This is a genomic window from Buttiauxella noackiae (assembly GCF_000737905.1).
GTDB lineage: Bacteria > Pseudomonadota > Gammaproteobacteria > Enterobacterales > Enterobacteriaceae > Buttiauxella > Buttiauxella noackiae.
This window is the reverse complement of sequence record NZ_JPRU01000001.1, coordinates 61,666-81,311: the sequence shown is the minus strand read 5'-3', so window position 1 is coordinate 81,311 and position 19,646 is coordinate 61,666. Positions and strand designations below refer to the sequence as shown.

General features: G+C 48.0%; 17 protein-coding genes. 5 read left to right on the top strand and 12 right to left on the bottom strand.

Annotation, left to right across the window (positions count from 1 at the left end):
* Positions 1-9 precede the first annotated feature (9 nt).
* The 3 genes from IX31_RS00315 to IX31_RS00305 all read right to left on the bottom strand — a co-directional run bounded on the left by IX31_RS00315 (position 10) and on the right by IX31_RS00305 (position 3,161).
* On the bottom strand, positions 10-849 hold the full coding sequence (locus tag IX31_RS00315) for a carbohydrate ABC transporter permease (RefSeq protein WP_034455067.1): 840 nt from the start codon (positions 847-849) through the stop codon (positions 10-12).
* Positions 850-859: 10 nt separating this feature from the next.
* Positions 860-1,744, bottom strand: coding sequence for a carbohydrate ABC transporter permease (locus IX31_RS00310; RefSeq protein WP_122973995.1), 885 nt, complete (start codon positions 1,742-1,744; stop codon positions 860-862).
* A 124-nt stretch (positions 1,745-1,868) separates the two neighbouring features.
* The gene (locus IX31_RS00305; RefSeq protein WP_034455065.1) at positions 1,869-3,161 is read right to left on the bottom strand and encodes an ABC transporter substrate-binding protein; all 1,293 of its coding nucleotides are present in this window, start codon (positions 3,159-3,161) and stop codon (positions 1,869-1,871) included.
* 647 nt (positions 3,162-3,808) lie between these two features.
* Here IX31_RS00305 and IX31_RS00300 point away from each other — a divergent pair.
* From IX31_RS00300 to IX31_RS00290, 3 genes are all read left to right on the top strand, one after another.
* Positions 3,809-5,038: an alginate lyase family protein gene (locus tag IX31_RS00300; protein ID WP_051880620.1), complete on the top strand. Its 1,230-nt coding sequence runs from the start codon at positions 3,809-3,811 to the stop codon at positions 5,036-5,038.
* 20 nt (positions 5,039-5,058) lie between these two features.
* On the top strand, positions 5,059-7,077 hold the full coding sequence (locus tag IX31_RS00295) for a heparinase II/III domain-containing protein (RefSeq protein WP_051880448.1): 2,019 nt from the start codon (positions 5,059-5,061) through the stop codon (positions 7,075-7,077).
* Between the two features lie 199 nt (positions 7,078-7,276).
* The gene (locus tag IX31_RS00290; protein WP_034455064.1) at positions 7,277-8,620 is read left to right on the top strand and encodes an anaerobic C4-dicarboxylate transporter; all 1,344 of its coding nucleotides are present in this window, start codon (positions 7,277-7,279) and stop codon (positions 8,618-8,620) included.
* A gap of 40 nt (positions 8,621-8,660) precedes the next feature.
* On the opposite strand, the gene IX31_RS00285 is transcribed toward IX31_RS00290, so the two are convergent.
* Positions 8,661-8,912 (bottom strand): DUF2766 family protein, encoded by a 252-nt coding sequence (locus IX31_RS00285; protein WP_034455063.1) that lies wholly within the window; start codon positions 8,910-8,912, stop codon positions 8,661-8,663.
* Between the two features lie 170 nt (positions 8,913-9,082).
* Between IX31_RS00285 and IX31_RS00280 the strand changes: the two genes are divergently transcribed.
* Positions 9,083-9,655, top strand: coding sequence for a sugar O-acetyltransferase (locus IX31_RS00280; protein ID WP_034455062.1), 573 nt, complete (start codon positions 9,083-9,085; stop codon positions 9,653-9,655).
* Positions 9,656-9,669: 14 nt separating this feature from the next.
* Here IX31_RS00280 and IX31_RS00275 read toward each other — a convergent pair whose 3' ends face one another.
* The 6 genes from IX31_RS00275 to azuC form a co-directional block, all read right to left on the bottom strand.
* On the bottom strand, positions 9,670-10,647 hold the full coding sequence (locus IX31_RS00275; protein ID WP_034455061.1) for an ABC transporter ATP-binding protein: 978 nt from the start codon (positions 10,645-10,647) through the stop codon (positions 9,670-9,672).
* Positions 10,634-11,617 (bottom strand): ABC transporter ATP-binding protein, encoded by a 984-nt coding sequence (locus IX31_RS00270; RefSeq protein ID WP_034455060.1) that lies wholly within the window; start codon positions 11,615-11,617, stop codon positions 10,634-10,636. The genes IX31_RS00275 and IX31_RS00270 overlap by 14 nt, the downstream gene beginning before the upstream one ends.
* A complete protein-coding gene (locus IX31_RS00265) occupies positions 11,610-12,455 on the bottom strand; it encodes an ABC transporter permease (protein WP_034455059.1) in 846 nt (281 codons plus the stop codon). Before IX31_RS00265 ends, IX31_RS00270 begins: the two co-directional genes overlap by 8 nt.
* Positions 12,456-12,459: 4 nt before the next feature.
* A complete protein-coding gene (locus IX31_RS00260; protein WP_034455058.1) occupies positions 12,460-13,413 on the bottom strand; it encodes an ABC transporter permease in 954 nt (317 codons plus the stop codon).
* A 96-nt stretch (positions 13,414-13,509) separates the two neighbouring features.
* Positions 13,510-15,102, bottom strand: a complete 1,593-nt coding sequence (locus IX31_RS00255) for an ABC transporter substrate-binding protein (protein ID WP_034455057.1) — start codon at positions 15,100-15,102, stop codon at positions 13,510-13,512.
* 200 nt (positions 15,103-15,302) lie between these two features.
* Complete coding sequence (gene azuC, locus IX31_RS23090) at positions 15,303-15,386, bottom strand: stress response protein AzuC (protein WP_115628089.1); 84 nt, start codon at positions 15,384-15,386, stop codon at positions 15,303-15,305.
* Between the two features lie 261 nt (positions 15,387-15,647).
* Between azuC and IX31_RS00250 the strand changes: the two genes are divergently transcribed.
* Complete coding sequence (locus IX31_RS00250) at positions 15,648-17,021, top strand: MFS transporter (RefSeq protein ID WP_422110223.1); 1,374 nt, start codon at positions 15,648-15,650, stop codon at positions 17,019-17,021.
* Between the two features lie 377 nt (positions 17,022-17,398).
* Here IX31_RS00250 and IX31_RS00240 read toward each other — a convergent pair whose 3' ends face one another.
* Both IX31_RS00240 and IX31_RS00235 read right to left on the bottom strand, forming a co-directional pair.
* Positions 17,399-18,037 carry an RpiB/LacA/LacB family sugar-phosphate isomerase gene (locus IX31_RS00240; RefSeq protein WP_034455054.1) on the bottom strand — a complete coding sequence of 213 codons (639 nt, stop codon included), beginning with the start codon at positions 18,035-18,037 and terminating at the stop codon, positions 17,399-17,401.
* A gap of 162 nt (positions 18,038-18,199) precedes the next feature.
* Positions 18,200-19,354 carry a methyl-accepting chemotaxis protein gene (locus IX31_RS00235; RefSeq protein WP_034455053.1) on the bottom strand — a complete coding sequence of 385 codons (1,155 nt, stop codon included), beginning with the start codon at positions 19,352-19,354 and terminating at the stop codon, positions 18,200-18,202.
* Positions 19,355-19,646 lie beyond the last annotated feature (292 nt).

The following is a 19,646-nucleotide window of genomic DNA, read 5'->3' as shown; positions in this document are numbered from 1 at the left end:
AGTTTCTCCTTATCCTTTGACCGCGCCGGACATAATCCCGCGGTTGAAATGTTTTTGCAGACCGAGATAAACGATGATGCTTGGCAACATCGCCAGAAGCGTAATGGCTATAAAGATGTTCGGGGTGATACTTTCATCGGTGCGCAAGCTGCCGAGAATCACCGGAATAGTGTTCAGGCTGTCGTGGTTGACGACAATTAACGGCAGCAGGTACTGGTCCCAAATCATGATGAAGCCAAACGTGACTACTGTGCCAAGAGCAGGTTTCACCAACGGCAAGATGACGTGGAAGAAGATTTGCCATTCGTTTGCACCATCGATGCGCGCGGCCTCTTCCAGCTCTTTGGGGATGGCGGCCATAAATTCGCTCAGTACGAAGATGGAAAATGCCCAACCCACTACCGGCATGATCATCCCGAGATAGGTGTTATAGAGCGACGCATCAATCAGTGGCAGCTTCCAGTTGATTATCATGTACAGCGGAATAGCGATAACTTCTTCCGGCAACATCATGGTGGAGAGGATCACAAGGCTCACCAGCGACACACCGATGAACTTTTTCCGCGCCAGGGCGTAAGCGGCAAGCGCACTCACCGACACCTGCAAAATGGTGCCAACAAAAACGACAATCATCGAGTTAAGCAGATATTGCCAAACGCCAATGTCGTTCCAGGCGAAGATAAAATTCTCCAACGAAAACTCATTAGGCCATGCCAGCAACTCGCCCGGTTTAACGGGCGCTCCGCTGAATGCGGTAGCAACAATTCCCCAGAATGGCCCAACGAATACAATCAGCAACAAGCCATAAATCATCCAGCGGCCTGCGGTATCCCAACGTTTACCTAACATCGGTGGCTCCTTAATAGCGGGCAATGCGCTTTTTCAACGTGAGATGACAAATCGTCAACAGCACGGTAAAGGCGAATAACAGGAACGACACCGCCGAAGCATAGCCGTAGTCAAATTGCTCAAATCCGAGTTTATAGATATGGGTCATGATCATTTCAGTGGAGTTAGATGGCCCACCGCCAGTTGTGGCATACACTTCTGCAAATACACGGAACCCGCGAATAAAGGAGAGCATCAACACCACTGAAATCGCCGGGATCATGCCTGGTAGCGTGACGTAACGCAGGCGGTTCCACCAGTTCGCGCCATCAACGTTTGAGGCGTCATAGAGATCACGGCTAATGCCCGCCAGACCTGCGATAAAGATAACCATGTTATACGGCACCGCTTTCCAGATATGCAGCAACATGATGACCCACAGTGCCTGGTCTGAACTTGCGAGAAATCCCTGGTCGGCAATACCAAACCAGCTCAGGATATGGTTCATTACGCCGTTCGGGGTTGGGTTAAACAGGATTCTCCACATTTCGGCGACTATAGCCGCACTGGTTACTGCGGGCAGGAAAATGGCGGTGCGGATAAAACGCAGATGACGAGCGGGCCCTTCAAGTAACATGGCAAGGAAAAATGCCAGTACCGCACCAATCACCATTGTCACCACGACATAAAGGAAGGTATTGAGTACCGCAGCATGGAGTTCAACATCGGCAAAAGCACGGGAAAAATTGGTTAATCCCACCCATTCGTCTGGTTGATTGAAGTTCACCTTGTAAAAACTCATCACCAGGCCTTGCAGCATGGGAATAAATTTAAACCAGGTGAAGATGACCAGTGCCGGAGCAAGAAATATCCACGGCACCAGATTCCGTTTCTGGCGGGAAGTTAACATCGTTATTTTCACTCTATAAAGATTCAGGCTGTGGCTGAGTGTCAGGCGACGCTTCGCTTACCCGCCCTACATTTCGGAGCGTGTAGGGTGGATAAACGTAAGCACCATTCACCAAATTCAAAAACCAAACTTATTTCGCCAGCACCTGCTGTTTATCAAGCTCGGCATTGACCTTCTCATTGGTCACTTTCAGTTCGGCGGCGATATCACTATTACAATCAGCCAGAATACGGTTGAAACCATCAGCGGTTATCTGGCGAATTGGCGTCCAGTTAGGCACCTGCGGTACATAACGACCATGTTCAGCGTAAAATTTGGCGAAGGTCGCCCAACGCGCATCGTCATATACAGCCTGAATATCAACCTGTTTATTCACAGGTAAGCGCACTACCGGAATGTGTTTCGTGCCTTTACCCATACCGATTTCTTGCCCTTCCTGGGAAATCATAAATTCGATGAACTTCCGTGCGGCTTCTTTATTCTTGCTGCTTTTCATCATGAAGACAGTGGTACCTTCGGCAAGCGTTGCGCTACTTTTCGGCCCTTCGAGGGTCACGACTTCAAACTTGTCTTTACCTGGGTCTTTATCAAACAGCGCAATGTGATACGGGCCGGTAAAGAACATGCCAGTCTGGCTTGAGCGGAAAGATGGAATAATGTCTGCGGTTGTCGCGTTAATAGCGCCTGGCTGAACAACTTTTTCACAAAGCATCCCCCGCATAAATGCCAGGGTTTCAACGGCCGCAGGCTCATCAAGCGAGGCTTTGAATTTACCCTTGCCTGATTCGCGAATGAAATCCCCCCCTGCCTGCCATAAAAATGCGCTCATAAACCAACTGGCGTAACCACGCGTAGTGGAACCCGGCAACAAAAAGCCGTAGGTGTCGTTTTTACCATTGCCATCCGGGTCTTGTGTGGTGAAGGCTTTAGCCAGCTTTGCCACATCGCCCCAGGTTTTGGGTTCAGGCATACCCAGTTTTTCGCGCCAGTCTTTACGGACAAACAGCGCAAAGGTTTGGGCAGAAGTAGGTACGCCATAGAATTTACCGTCGGTGTAGCGAGTACTTTCCCAGGCTGTAGGATAAATATTGTCACTGCCTGCAATGGATTTGGGGTCAATTTCATCGGCAATGCCGAGTTGGATGAACTGCCCAATAGCAACTGCATCATTGAAGATCAGATCAGGTAAAGCGTTACCCGCAGCGGCACGTGCAAGGCGCTGTTCAAAGTCTGTCGTAGCATTAAAATATTCAATTTTAATGCCGGTTTTCTTCTCAAAGGTTTCAGCCTCTTGTTTGTAAATATTTTTAGAGTCATTGCTGGCGCGAATCCAGACATTTAGTGTTTCAGCCGCGAATGTTTGCGAAGCACTAAAACCAAGGGCAGAGATCAGTAATACGGATTTTAATTTTGTGGAAAACATTTATATTCACGTCCTTATTTTAAGAGATTTGATTATTGAGAAAATGGAGTGAAGCAGGTTATTTCAGGAACGAAAAAAGGCTGCGGGGTAATTAAATAGAATGCATGAGGTAAAAACAACGGGGCAAAACAGAAATAGCGTTTCATAATCCAGAAATGTGCTTCAAGTCACACGAAAAAACAAGTCAAAAACACACGCTAAAAATATAACCATAAAATTCAATCAATTATAAAAATCAAAAATACAAACAACATTTGAAAAACATTTTAAAACCATTGATTTACGTGACGCCAAGCTCATTTTTTGAGGCTATTTACCCTTGAAAACGTTAATTTGATGTGAGTCACATAAAAATTAATCCTGCCTCTTACACTGCGCACTCGGCATCATAAATATTATTTCCACTCTTATATTTTACGAAATCAACAATACTTCTACAGGTATAGAATCTAAATTATTCGAGCTTCAGAAAGGAGCAATGCAGTTAATCCTCAGAAGCTTACTCAGGTAAGTGACCTGGAGTGCGAGGAAAGCCAACACACATCCAACGTGAAATATGACGGTTATAAATAACCTGATATTTAATAAGCGATAGTCATTATCGCCCTGACATTATTCCATTAGTGGACGGAGAAAATATGCGCCCGATGAAACCCATTTTATTGTCTCGCCTGTCATTACTTTCGCTAGCGGTTGCCGGCGTATTAACGGCCTCGCCACTGTATGCAGCCGATGCACATCCCTTGCAAATTAAGCTTGATGATTTACGTTACAGCCAACAGCAAGTTGCGGCGAAAAATCCTGAGTTTCTTGGTGCATATGAAAAGCTCATTGCCGGTGCTGATAAAGCGCTGGGCAAACCACTCTACTCGGTTATGGATAAAACCCTTACTGCCGCAAGTGGTGACAAACATGATTACTACAGCTTCCCCCCATACTGGTGGCCCGATCCAAACAAAAAAGATGGCCTGCCTTATATCCGTAAAGACGGTCAAACCAACCCGGATGCCAACAGTGACGCCACGGACAAGAAGCGCCTGGTGAATATGAGTAATGATGTTTGGACATTGTCGCTGGCATGGCAATTTACCCAAAAGCCAGCCTATGCCGAAAAAGCGCGTGAACAGTTATTGAACTGGTTCGTTAATCCTGACACCCGCATGAATCCTAACCTGCAACATGCTCAGGCGATCCCGGGGATTAATGACGGACGTGGAATTGGCCTCATCGACAGCCGCGCATTGGTGGAAGTCATCGATGCCGTGGAGTTACTGCGCCCTGCTAACGTCATTAGTGATGATGACTATCAAAAAATTAAACAGTGGTATGGCGATTTCTACCACTGGATGACGACCAGTCAGAATGGTTTTGAAGAAGATAATTGGCACAACAATCACGGCACTTACTTTGATTTGCAGGCAGCCTCTTTTGCGCTATTTAGTGGCGATCTTGCTGCGGCCAAAAAGCGTCTACAAATCACCCAACTGCGTCGTATTCCCGCCCATTTCGATAAAGATGGTCGTCAGATGGCAGAAATTGAGCGTACCCGTCCGTGGCATTACAGCAATTTCCATCTTGAGGCCTACAACAAACTCTGCCGCCTTGGTGAGATCGCACAGGTGGATGTGTGGAACTTCACCCTGGATGACCGCAGCCTGCGCAAAGGCTACGCGTATGTCGCCAACTATGTTCACAGCAATGAGCCTTGGCCGTGGAAAGATATCGACAAAATGGATGATAAAAAAGCGCTAGTGAACATGGTCAGTGCGGCACGAGCATGGCCTGATGACAGCGCCTTTGCCGAAAAAGCACAATGGCTAATGGCAAAATATCCTGATGATATCTCTCATCTTATTACCCCATTAAAACAACACTGAAAGAGCGTAAGGATCGAGCGATGAAGCAGTTCACCACGCAACAACTTATTCTCCTTCGTCAACGTATAGCCCAACAGCCTGAAATAGTGGCGCAGTTGATTGCCGAAAATACCGTGGTGCTTAACAACCCGGTCAAAGTGCCGGAAACCGCGCGGGCAACCTGGAATCTCTACTATTTCTGCCCGGATCACGCAGTCAGACTAAAATGGGATCGTCACGCCCCAACCTCCCATTGCTGCCCGGTTGATGGGAAGTCGTTTAGTGGCGAACCCTACGACGGAGCCTGGTGGCGCGAGCTTAATGGGCTGAATGCTAAAGCCTGCCACCAGCTTGGCTTGCTGTGGCAACTCACGGGTGAACAAGGTTATCTGGATAAGGTCAGCGAGTTATTGATGCGCTACGCCGAGTATTATCCGGGCTACGAAATTCACGGAGAGATCCCTTACAACGGGCCCGGTAAAATGAATGCACAGACGCTGTGCGAAGCCAACTGTATGCTGGATTTCACCCTCGGCTATGATTGCATCGCTGAAGCTTTGTCCGCGCAGCAGCGTGAATACATTACTACCCGTTTATTACGCGAGGGTGCGCAATTTCTGATGGCCCATCGCACTGCGCAATTGCATAACCATGAGGTAAAAATCGGCTGTGCTATAGGGATTCTGGGCTTTGTTCTTGAAGATGAGGCCTTGCTGGAATTTGCGGTAAATCAGCCTTACGGGCTGCGCTATCAACTTGAGCATGGTTTGTTTGAAGAAGGCTTGTGGTTTGAAGGCTCCATTCATTATCACTTCTATGCACTACAAGGATTCCTGGCATTCGAAAAGCTGGCTATGGGTTCGCGCTGGAGCTTGCTTGATGAGCCCTTCTATAAAAAAATGCTCAGCTTCCCTCTTGCGCTGCTAATGCCTGATGGCACATTTCCACGTATCAATGATTGTATCTATGGCCAGGAAAAGCTCGATCATAGTCATCTGTATGAATTTGCCTGGTATTACTACCAGGATGAGCTTTATGCCGCGGTGCTTAAGGCTATTGGCCAGCAAAACCCAGAGCCTCATTTTGATGCCTTTGTTTATGCCTCGCCGCTGCCAGAAGAACTGCCTGAACTGATTCCTGATGCTCATCTTCACGCCCCCCATTGCGGCCTGACTATCTGGCGCAACACGCAAAAGAAACGTGCGTTGCTGATAAAACACACACCATTCGGCGGTGAACACGACCACTATGACCGCCTGAATATTCTGCTTTTTAATGGTGGAAAAGAGATCCTCCCCGATCTGGGCACCACCGGATACGGCGCGCCAATGCATTATGCGTATTACAAAAATAGCGCTACCCACAATACGATAACGGTGAACCAGACCAACCAACCGCCTGCGATTCCTGTGGTGCACTATTATCACGAAAGTGATGCATTTTGCTGGCTGGATACAGGAGTAGACTGGCGGCACGTCCCCCCGGAGCTCGACAGCCATACGCGTGTGCAGTGGGATAACGAAGCCTGGCGCGATGTGCGTTTTCGCCGTCGTTTACTGTGGCTGGATAACGCCATTGTTGATATCAGCAACGTGCAAAACCCGCACAACCAACAAATCGACTGGACGTTGCATCTGCAAGGAAAAGCGCTGGATAGCGAGGGAGAATGTGCGCAATTTAGCTCTCATGGCCCGCTGGTGATGATGAAAGATGCCCGTTGCGTACAGTTAACCAATAGCCAGCCACGTCACTTTGCCACAACTCATCATGGGCAAGCGTTGTGGCTTTACGGCCATGCTGAGTTATGGCAAGGAAATGCTCCGGATAACCCAGCGGTTCAAGATCTGAGCTATCTGGTTCTACGCAGCAAAGAGCAAACCTCTCAGTTCATTTGCGTCTGGGATTTTGACCATCAACAGCCGATAACCGATATGCACGTTACACCGGGTTCTAACGGTGTGACAATCCAACTCAAACGTGGGGAAAAAACGTTAGCAATTGATCTTTGTGAAGAATATGCGGTACTCCCACAACTTAAAACCTCACATATTCCATTATAATTCTTTGGGCGGACACTTCTCCGCCCAACTCAATTAATCACTTACTTTGCCAGGTCTTCGCAAACCTCGCCCATTAAATTGTTAATTATTTGTTATAAATAATTGTTTTTATTGAGTTTTAACAAATCCGATCTGCGTCTCAATGGTAACCCTTACAATCTGTAATGCTTTGTGCGATAGAATTTTAAAAGGGATTGTCATGATTACTATTGAATTTATTGTCATTATTTTATGCCTTCTGGTCGGGACTCGCTTTGGCGGGATGGGGCTTGGTTTAATCAGTGGAATTGGGTTGTTTATCCTGACTTTCATTTTTGGCCTTGAGCCAGGAAAGCCGCCTGTTGATGTGATGCTCACCATTCTTGCCGTAATCGGTTGTGCAGCTACATTGCAAACCGCGGGCGGCCTGAATGTCATGATGCAATTTGCTGAACGCCTGCTACGTAAACACCCGCAACACATCACTCTGCTTGCTCCTTTCACAACCTGGATGCTGACGTTTTTGTGTGGAACAGGGCATGTGGTCTACACCATGTTCCCGATAATCGCCGACATTGCGCTTAAAAAAGGGATTCGCCCGGAGCGCCCGATGGCGGTGGCATCGATTGCTTCACAGATGGCGATTACCGCGTCGCCAGTGTCAGTTGCTGTAGTTTCACTTATCTCAATTCTGGCCGCTAACCATGGGATTGGCCAAGCCTGGGGTATTCTCGATATTCTCTGTGTTTCCGTGCCTGCGTCGTTATTTGGTGTGTTAATTGCTGCACTGTGGAGTTTACGTCGCGGTAAAGATTTGCAGGACGATAAAGAGTTTCAGGAGAAGCTCAAAGACCCAAAGCAGCGTGAATTTATTTACGGCAGCAGCGAAACGCTGATGGACCAGGTGTTCCCAAAACAAGCCTACTGGTCAACATGGATTTTCTTTGCCGGGATCCTGGTTGTGGTCTTATTGGGCGCTATTCCGACCCTGCGTCCAGCGTTTGAAATTAAAGGTGCGCTAAAGCCACTATCAATGAATCTGGTTATCCAGATGATGATGTTGATTGCGGGTGCCGTAATGTTGATAGTCTGCAAAGTAAATGCATCGGCTATCTCTAATGGTGCGGTATTTAAAGCCGGAATGGTGGCGATTTTCTCAGTATTTGGTGTCGCCTGGATGAGTGATACTTTCTTTCAGGCACACCTTGAAGAGCTGAAAATGGCGCTGGAAGGGGTGGTGAAAAGCCATCCGTGGACGTATGCCATCGTGCTGTTCTTGGTTTCTAAACTGGTCAATAGCCAGGCTGCTGCGTTAACCGCTGTGGCGCCGATGGGATTGATGCTGGGTGTTGAGCCGAAAATGCTGATTGCCTTCTTCCCGGCTTCTTACGGCTACTTTGTCCTGCCAACCTATCCCAGTGATCTGGCATGTATTGGCTTTGACCGTTCGGGTACGACAAAGATTGGTAAATTCATCATCAACCATAGTTTCATTTTACCAGGGTTGATTGGCGTGAGCTGCGCCTGTGCGGCGAGTTACTTGCTAGTGATGACATTCTTCTGATGACAAATCGCCCTTGAATAAGGGCGATTTAAATGGGGAATTAATGCGCTTCGTTCTGTGGCGTAAACTTCAACTCAATCAAGCTAATCGCTTTCTGAATAGCGCGGCGGGTCACCGGATCTGCCGCTGCCGGATGAGTGGCGAAATCAATGGTCTTTAATTGATTAGCCATTTTTTCGCGCACTTCTACCGGTGCAATCACATCAATTACATCCAGAATTTGCTTAATCACCAGCTGGCATGCCACTACATCGGAAACCAGTTCCTGGTCGACAGATAATTGTTCGGACATCATTTCTCTCCTGTTTCGCAATGGGCGACATAGTACATTTCTGCACGCTGAAACGGTATCGGTAATCGACATTCCATTACTTTATTCGCGAAGAGAATTTTGTGGCTTTTACAACACTATTTTTATGGCCAGACGATTAGAATGCTGCCAATAAACATAAGGGCAGAACAATGACTGAACATGAAAAATTACTGGCGGGTTTGCATTACAACACTCGCGATCCTGAGTTGCTCGGGATGTATCACAACGCACGGGCGGTAACCAAACAGCTGGCACAGCTCGATTCTCACGACTTTGAAACCAAACTCACGCTGCTGCGTGAAATGCTGGGGGGTTTTGGGGACGAAAGCTGGATTGAATTACCGTTCTGGTGTGACTATGGAAAACACGTCACCATTGGCCGTAACTGCTTTATTAATACCAATGTGGTGTTTCTCGACTGCAATACCGTGACGATTGGCGATAACACGTTGGTGGGGCCAAATGTTCAGTTCTACACCCCTGTTCATCCGCTGTCGGCGAAAGAGCGGCTGACAGGAAATCCCGATTATCCATTCCTGACCAGCGCTAAACCGATTGTTGTTGGCAGCAATGTCTGGATTGGTGGCAATGTGGTTATTTTACCTGGTGTGACAATCGGTGATAACACCACCATTGGCGCGGGAAGCATTGTCAGCAAAGATATCCCTGCAGGTGTGCTGGCAATGGGGCAACCATGCAAAGTAGTGCGGGAGCTTGAATAAGCCCCCGCCATTCATTACGAGTTTTCAAACAGCCAACAAGCAACCCGATGTCCTGGTGAAATTTCTTGCATCACCGGGATTTGGCTTTGGCATTTATCCATCGCCCTTGGGCAGCGATTGCAAAATTTGCAACCTGGCCAATCGCTCATGGCTCCTGGTAATTCGCCTTTAATACCGCCCTGATCAAGCATTTGTACATGCGGATCGGCCACCGGGATTGATGCAAGGAGTGCCCGGGTATAGGGATGTGCCGGTTCTGTGTAGAGCGTTTCAGCCGGAGCTTCCTCAACCAGCGTCCCAAGATACATCACACCAATACGGTCTGAAATATGGCGCACCATGGAGAGATCGTGAGCAATAAACAGATATGTCAGACCCAGTGCCTGCTGTAAATCCTGCAAGATATTGACCACCTGCGCCTGAACGGAAACATCCAGTGCCGACAGTGGTTCGTCGCAAAGCACAAACTCAGGGTTTACTGACAGAGTTCGGGCAATACTTATACGCTGCCGCTGGCCACCACTAAACTCATGCGGGAAGCGGTTTAAGTGTTCCGCTTTTAACCCCACTTTTTCCAACAGTTCAAGTGTGCGTGTTTCGCGCTGTTCTTTACGATAACCATGGATTTTCATCGGCTCGGCAATTAACTGCGCGACAGTCATACCTGGGTTTAACGATGAGTATGGGTCCTGGAAAATTGCCTGCATGCGGCGGCGCAACGGTTTAAGTTGCTTGTCGCTCATCTTTGCAATGTCCTGGCCTGCAAACTCAATTTCGCCATCGGTAATATCAAACAGGCGTAGTACGCTACGCCCAAGTGTTGATTTACCGCAGCCAGACTCGCCCACCAGCCCGTAGGTTTCACCAGGATAGATATCAAAACTCACGCCATCGACCGCTTTAACCGGTGGCGTTTTATTAAACCAACCCTGTTGGCTATGGAAATATTTGCGTAAGCCCTTTACACGGACTAATGGCTTAACGTCCTGCATTGTTCACCTCCGAATCCCATAGCCAGCACATTGCCTGACGCCCCTCTCCGGTTTGGTACATGGGAGGCAGACTGCTGCAACGCTCCATGCGCTGCGGGCAACGCTCTGCAAACGGGCAACCAGGTGGTGGGTTGAGTAACCCCGGTGGCGAACCTTCGATAGGTGACAAACGAGCGCTAGCCTCCCCTGGACGCGGCAACGAAGCCAAAAGCCCGCGAGTATAAGGGTGTGCTGGACGGTAGAAAATATCCTCCACGCTCCCCTGCTCCATCACAAGTCCGCCATACATCACCACCACGCGCGAGCACACCTGCGCCACAACGCCGAGGTCGTGTGTAATCAGCATGATTGCGGTGTCCGTTTGCTGCTGTAGCTGTTTTAGCAAACGTAAAATCTGCGCCTGAATGGTGACATCCAGTGCGGTTGTTGGCTCATCGGCAATCAGCAACGCCGGGTGGCATGAGAGTGCAATAGCAATCATCACGCGCTGGCGCATACCGCCACTGAACTCATGCGGATATTGGTTGTAACGCTGCTGCGCATGACTAATCCCCACCTGTTGCAACATGGCAATCGACTTTTCTTTGGCTGCTTTTTTACTGAGGTTCTGATTGCGTATCAGGATTTCGCTCATCTGCTTGCCAATGGTCAACACCGGATTAAGCGCAGTCATTGGATCCTGAAAGATCATGGCAATGTCATTGCCACGAATATGGCGCATTTGTTCCGGTGTTTTACGGGCTAAATCTTCGCCCATGAAATGGACATGGCCGCCTACGATTTTACCGTTGCTACCCAGCAGTTTGAGCACTGATTTACAGGTAACACTCTTGCCGCAGCCTGATTCACCAACTATCCCTACCACTTCACCGCGTTTGACTGCAAAGCTTACGCCGCGCACTGCCTTGACTTCCCCTTCACGGGTGAAGAAGGACGTTTGCAGGTTATCGAGTTCCAGTAAGTTATTCATCGCGGTTAGCTCCGGGCTCAAAGGCAGTACGTAAAACATCGCCCAATACGTTAAAACTCAGCACCGTCAGCAAAATAAGAACACCCGGGAACATCGCAAGCCATGTTGCTTCACCAATAAAAGATTGCGCGTTGTTGAGCATGCTTCCCCATGAGGCATTTGGCTGCTGTACGCCAAGTCCGAGGAAGCTCAGCGTCGACTCCATCAGGATTGCTGAGGCGATATTCAGCGTTGCCGCAACCATAATGGTCGGCAAAATATTCGGGATAATATGGCGCGCAATGATGATTAACGGATGCTCACCACATGCACGGGCGTACACCACATACTCACGCTCTTTCACCGATAAGGTTTCGGCACGCACCAGGCGTGACATACTCATCCAGGTCAATGCACTGATAATCACGATGATATTGCCAATACCCGGCTTTAAATAAGCGTTCAACACCAACAGCAGGAAGAAGGCTGGGATCGACATTAAAATATCAACCACCCGCATCATCAGGTTATCGATGCGCCCACCAAAATAGCCGCTAACAGTGCCTACCACCGTGCCAATCAACGTTGAAAATAGCATTGCCAGAAAACCGACCATTAACGAAATCTGGCCGCCGTATAAAGCACGAGTGAAATAGTCTCGTCCATAGTCATCAGTTCCGAACCAGTGTTGTGCATCCGGCGGTGTGAGCCTTGCGGTCAATGACATCTGGTTTGGATCCCAGGGACTGAATGTTGCCAGTAATGCCGCGATGCTGAAAATAACCAGAATCAGTAGTGATATTTGAGCTGGACGATTACGTTTCAGGCCATGTTTAACTTGTTGCCAACGTCTACTCATCGTCTTACCTCAACGCCTTAATGCGCGGGTCAGCCACGCGATATAACATGTCAGCCAATAAATTTCCGACGATAAGCATCAATGAAGAAAGCATGATCATCGCCATGATTAATGGGTAATCCAGGGAAGTTATCGACTGAATCCCCAACAGGCCCATGCCTGGCCAGGAGAAGACGCTTTCAGTCACATATGCGCCCACCACCAGCTCGCCAAATGAGATACCAAAGAGTGTGATAACCGGCAGCAGCACGTTTTTAAGCACATGGCGGAACAGGATCGAGCGACGTGTAGCACCGTAAGCCAACTGTGTTTGCACATAATCAGCCGACAACTGCGTAATCGTGTTGGAGCGGATATAACGCACGTAATTGGAAAGATTATAAAAACTCAGTGCAATGCACGGCAAAATACCGTGACGAATAACATCAAGCCACGAGTCTTCCATACCAATCGTTCGCATGCCCATACTCGGCAACCAGTTTAGCTGAACCGAAAACACGGTTATCAGCAAAATACCAAACCAGAAGATAGGCACTGAAATACCGATATAAGCAAACATATTCAGGAAGTGATCAAGCCAGCGGTGTTTGAAAGCGCCCGCCACTAAGCCCAGCGGGATAGCCAGCACCATAGCCAGAACCAGTGATGCCCCCATCAGGCCAAGAGTTGCAGGAATGCGCTCGGCAATCATAGTTAACACCGGGCGATGGTAAATGAGTGAGTAACCCAAATCCCCTTGCAGCACATTTTTTAGCCACAACAGGTATTGCATAAACATGGGCTTATCAAGCCCCAGACTGTGCCGGATACGCTCGATATCCTCCGGGCTCATACGCGGAGTAATATAAGCCTGTACCGGGTCGCCGGGTGCCAGTTTGACCAGCAAAAACGACACCAGCGAGATGAAGAACAGCATCGGCACCAGTTGGGCCAGGCGTCGTACTAACACGTTGTTCATACTGCCTCAAAATTGACTCAAGCAATGTCGGATGACGCTACGCTTATCCGACCTACAATAAGGGCCTCTTAAACGAGACCCTTAAAGATAAAGTAATTATTGTTGATAGATCTTCGACCAATCCTGGAACATATAAACAGGTTTAGGTTCAGCCTCTTTGGTTCCGGCAAAACGTTTATCGACTGCAACAACCGCGTTAGTGTAGGCAATTGGGTACCATGCCATATCGTTTGCAACGGTCTGCTGAATTTGCTTATAGATTTCAGCACGTTTTGTTTTGTCAGTTTCAGTTGCGCCCTGGTTCCACAGCGCATCGAACGCAGGGTTTTTGTAGTGCGCGTAGTTATAAGCTTCGTTGCTCATGTACAAAGACTTATAGCCATCAGGTTCCATACCCATGATGTAGCCACCCAGACTCAGCTCATAAGAGGTATTTTTCATATCCAGGCTACGTTGCGACATGGCGTTAGCATCCAGTGGCATCAGCTCAACCGCAATACCCACGTTTTTCAGCTGTTGTTGAATATACAGCCCCATGCTTTCCTGAGTTTTATTGCTATTGATGTAAGCGAGGCGCAGTTTCAGATCCGCAGGTGCGCCCGCTTCTTTCAGCAATGCTTTCGCTTTTTCAACATCGTACTTGTAGGTTTCAACATCATTGGTTTGATACAGCGTATCTGGCGTCAGAATCGATGCGGCAGGTTGCGCATATTCCAGCGAAGAGAATGCAGCCTGAACCAGTTCATCTTTATTGATGGCATAAGCAATGGCCTGACGCAGCGCCTTGTTCTTCATACTGTCAATATTCTGGTTAAACGTCATATATGCCAGACGCCCTTCCGGGTAGATAACGAAGTCGAATTTACCGCTGCTTTTCAAACGATTGACATCCTGAGGGTCAATCATCTTCATATTGATTTCGCCGTTTTGCAGCGCAAGATTGGCAGAGTTGCTGTCTTTAGCGAAACGATAAGTCACCGTGTCTAGCTTCGGCTTGCCGTTCCAGTAATCATCAAAGCGAGTGAGCGAGTAATACTGCCCGGCGCGATATTCTTTGAATTTGAACGGGCCTGAACCGACTGGAGTATCGTTTTTGGTGCTCTTTTCCAGATCGCCACTGTCATTAGCAAACACATGTTCCGGGATTGGGTAAATCTGTACCAGTGTGCCTACAAACGCAGCACTCACCTGCGGCAGAGTAAATTTCACTGTCAGGTCATCAATTTTGCTGACCTGAATTGGCTTATCGCCGTACACAAACATGCTGCGGAAGAAGCTGTGCTGCTTCTCATCAAGCAACTTATTGAAAGTAAACACAACATCATCTGCGGTTATGGCCTTGCCATCTTGCCATTTCAGATTCGGTTTAAGTTTTAAGATGTATGAGAGGTTATCTTCTGATGGGGTAAGACTCTCTGCCAGAGCCCATTCAATTTTATCACCATTGAAGCTATAAAGCGGCGCGTATAGCGTCTGCATAATAGTCAGCGTGGTACGGTCGCTGGCATACAGTGGGTTCATCGCCAGAGGATCGCCAGTGGTCACGCCAACAATTAAATTGCCGCCATCCTGGGCTGCTTGTTTAGCCGGCGCAGGAGCCGCCGCAGTTTCAGTTTTTGCATTATCACAGCCAGAAAGGGCCAGGGCCAAAGAGGCAAACAGCGCAGATAACAACAGGGGTTTACGCATTTATTCACGGACTCCGTCTCAATTAGAGACCGCATAGTGCACCAGCCATACCCACAATGTAAATAAGTGTAAAACGCATAACGTTATGCGAAAAAGTGCTAAAGAAAAAATTGTGGATATAAAGAGTCGTTTCGTGAGTAAAAAGGCAAATTTCAGACATAAAAAAACCTGCCGCAGCAGGTTTTTTTCAAGCAGGCAGATTAAAACATGCCAGCGGGTGGTACATCTTTGAACGTCTTGCAGTATTGCTCGAACATGCTTTTCAGGATTTTGCGCATTTTCATTGTGTGCTCCAGTTTTTTTGTTTTGCAGGTGTTGCTCGTTATGCGACTAATAATATGACATCTGTCACACAAATCAATAGTTTTGTGATGCACATCACACATTTTTAGTGTGGATTTTACATCTCCGTCACACAAAATGGCTTGCATATCCACGACTTAACTGGTTAATTGGCTCAGCAATTTTTTAAAACATTATTTTAATTTTGAATTTCACTCATGACTAACTCCCCTTCTCCAGCAGCAAAGCGTGGCATTTCAGGAATGGCACTCCTGGTCGCCGGTGCTTTTTTCATGGAATTTCTCGACGGGACGGTCATTGCCACCGCGCTGCCGGAAATGGCCCGAACTTTTGGTGTCGATGCCGTTGATCTGAATATCGGTATGAGTGCCTACTTGCTGACGCTTGCGGTATTGATACCCGCCAGCGGCTGGATTGCTGACCGATTTGGCGCACGTAAAGTATTCACCCTGGCACTCGGGATCTTCACTTTCGCCTCGGTACTGTGCGGCATCGCAAACACGATTGAGCAGTTTGTCGCGATGCGCATTTTACAGGGGATCGGAGGTGCGCTGATGGTACCTGTCGGGCGGTTGGCGGTCCTACGTACAACTCCTAAACATTTATTGATAACCGCAATTGCCACCCTCACCTGGCCCGCCCTGGTTGCCCCCATTATCGGCCCGCCGCTGGGAGGATTTATCACCAGCTATGCCTCATGGCGTTGGATTTTTTATATCAATTTGCCGCTTGGGTTAATTGCCATGGCGCTGGCGTGGCGATTGATTCCCGATATTCACGATGATGACCGCCGCCCGTTTGACGGCATTGGTTTTACCGCCACTGCAGTGGCAATGATTAGCCTGGTGTACGGCCTGGAAATGCTTGGGCAATCGCAAATTAATGCGCTGCCAACCGTGAGCTTGCTGTTATTAGGTGCAGCGGCGCTGTGGTTCTCACTGTGGCACTTTAAACACGCTAAGCACCCGATGATTCGCCTTGATGCTTTAAAGGTGCAAACCTTTGGTGTGACGATGTACGGGGGCTCTTTATTTCGTACATCCATCAGCGCAGTCCCTTTTTTATTACCGTTACTATTCCAGGTCGGTTTCGGAATGGACGCCTTTCATTCGGGCTTACTGGTGTTAGCAGTCTTCGCCGGAAATCTCGCAATGAAGCCTGCAACGACATCATTAATTCGCGCATTAGGTTTCAAGAAATTACTCATTATTAACGGCCTTCTGAACGTCGCCTCTCTGCTGGCTTGTGCGTTTCTTACTCCGCACACCGCAGTTTGGGTGACCATAGCAATACTGTTCTTTGGCGGGATGTTCCGTTCGATGCAGTTTACGGGCATAAGTACCCTTGCCTTTTCAGATGTGCCATCTACGCAAATGAGCTACGCCAACACGCTATTTAGTACCGCAACGCAGCTTTCTGTAGGGCTCGGGATTACGCTTGGTGCGATTGGTATTCGCCTGGGGGAGAACGTCAGTCAGTGGCTGGATTTAACCGCCATCCCAGGGATTTCTATCAAGATTTCGTTTGTGATGATTACGCTTATTTGCCTGGTCGGTCTGTTTGACCTACTGCGTTTACCACACAATGCGGGTAGTAGTGTGTCGAAAAAACATTAACCCTGTTGCTGGCCTCAATTACACTTATCTATAGGTCAGGTGTGTGAGGCCATTATGAAGCGCTTATCGATTTACTTATTGCTGATGTTGTCGTTGCCAGGGTCTCAAGCTCTTGCAGTTGAGATCCAGCCCCTTACTAACCCTTCTTTGCATAACCCTTACCCAAAAACCAGTGCCGTGCAGCAAGACTGGCCGGAGATGATGCCGGAGCAAGGGATAAACAGTAAGGCTGCCGAACATCAAAGGTGGCCGCAAGAGCCAGTTCCACATTTTAGTGGACGAATAGAAGGATGGCGCTAAAAGCGCCAGGCGTTAAAGCGGTGTTGGCACAAAAAGTACGGCCAGCAAAGGCTGGCCGTAAGCAATACTAAGAGAGATTAAGCAAGGATTTCGCGTACGAATGCTTCAATCTCTTTGTTCTGGCAGTTTTCGAAGAAACATTTCTGGAAGCGTTCGCCGGTCACAGCAGTTTTCACCAGTTCACGGTCGATAGAACGCAGGGTATCCAGGTAGTTTTCTTTAACAACTGCAGCTTTAACCTGGTTGAGGATACCGGCGTTACGAACCTGCGGTTCTTTACGCTCAATCGGGTAGCCTTCACCTTTACGGCCAGTAAATGCTTTTTCAAACATGTAACGAACGTTGAGCTCAGCACCCCAGCCGAAGCCTTTAGCGAATGCCAATGACAATGCGTTACCGTTGTTGATTTGTGAGAACAGGAAAGCATCAGCAGGATCCAGGCAGTAGCCACAAACCACGCCTGGGTGGATGTTCAGAGACATCATTGCGCCCTGACCTGTGCCGCAACCGGTCACAACGAAATCTACAGCTTTAGAGTTCAACAGGATGCTGGCCATAATACCGAGGTGGATGTAGGTCAGGTGGTGATCCTGCTCATCGCTCATACCTACGTTGTAAACCGGGTACTCTTTTTCAGCAGCAACCGCTTGCAACTCATTAAGAATGATTGCATTTTTGCCAGCCTGACTGTTTTCCATCATCAGTGCTATTTTCATTTCCGTCTCCTGATTGGGTCACGGGATTCCCCGTGGTGAATAGCTTTGGTATGCACTAACGATACTAGCTCACAAACACACTTTCAAATTTAATGAAATTTTGTTTTAAAAAATTAAGGTGCGCTCACACTTCTGCATTCCACTGAGAATATTCCCACATTTTCAGGCGGGTTTTGCGATGCGGAACATCGCCACAATATCGTTAAGCTGGTGCGCTTGTTTTTCCAGTTCCACCGATGACATTGCAGATTGATGAACCAGATTGACGTTTTGCTGCGTGACCGCATCCATCTGTCTTACTGCAACTCCCACTTGCCCAATCCCCTGGCTCTGCTCACCCGACGCATTAGCGATATCTCCCATAATATTGTTCACTTGAGTGACAGCATTCAGAATCTCGCCCATCGCTTCACCCGCTTTCTTCACCTGTTCAGAACCGGTATGGATGTTATCTACGGACTCTTTGAGCAAGGTTTCTATCTCTTTTGCCGCCACGGCACTGCGCTGTGCAAGATTACGCACTTCACTCGCCACAACGGCAAAACCGCGCCCTTGCTCACCAGCCCGTGCGGCTTCCACTGCCGCATTCAACGCCAGAATATTGGTCTGGAAGGAGATGCTGTTAATTACGGTCGTGATATCGACAATTTTATGAGAGCTACTGGTTATCGTCTCCATTGTGGTCATCACTTTTTTCACCGACTCCCCACCGTTAACTGCCGTCTTAGTAGCATTTTTTGCGAGCACACTCGCATGGCTGGCATTTTCAGCATTCAGCGTAACGGTGCTGCTCAATTGCTCCATGCTGGCAGTCGTTTCTTCTAACGCTGCGGCGAGTTGTTCAGAACGAGATGACAATTCGTTATTCACTCCAGCCACTTCCGTGGCATTTCCACGGATGGTATTAGCACTGGAACGAATATTGGAAACGGCCTTTTCCCAATTCGACTGCATCTTCTGGATAGGAGAAACCATCAGACCAATGCAGTTACTGCCTAAATCAGGCAATTGTGTTTCGAGCTCACCACGCGCAAGAATATGCATATGTGCGCGAATGTTCTCAACCGGCTTTACCAGGCAAAAATAAAGATAACGTTCAGTGACAAGCGTAATGGCAATGCTTGCAAGCACGGAGGCCACGAGTAAAAAGCGAATAATACCTACCCACTTTTCTTGTTGCGCATTTAGTACCAGGCTTTGCTGTAAATCATGTAAAAACCACAGCGCAAACCCGGAAACAGCCAGCCACGCAATGGATGAGAAGATCAGTATCAGCACCACCATGACGCGGATTTTGATATTACGAATAAACTTCATGTTATGTATTTTCCTGGTGAAATAATAAAAAGCATTTCCTGCACCAGCTGTAGCCACCTCAGCTCCGTTTATTCGGTTTTTGTATGCCAATACTGAGAGTGGTCCGTGCATTACCAGTATTGTCGGCACGATTCAGCCAAACTTGATGGCAGTTATGATCAAAATTTAATCACCCTACAAATATTGGTACTGCCCATATTCAATATTATAAAGCACTAAAATTTATGTTAGGAAAGCCCATATAACTCGACCTAATTGAAATTAAGCAGCTTTATGCTGTTGGTCATTTTTC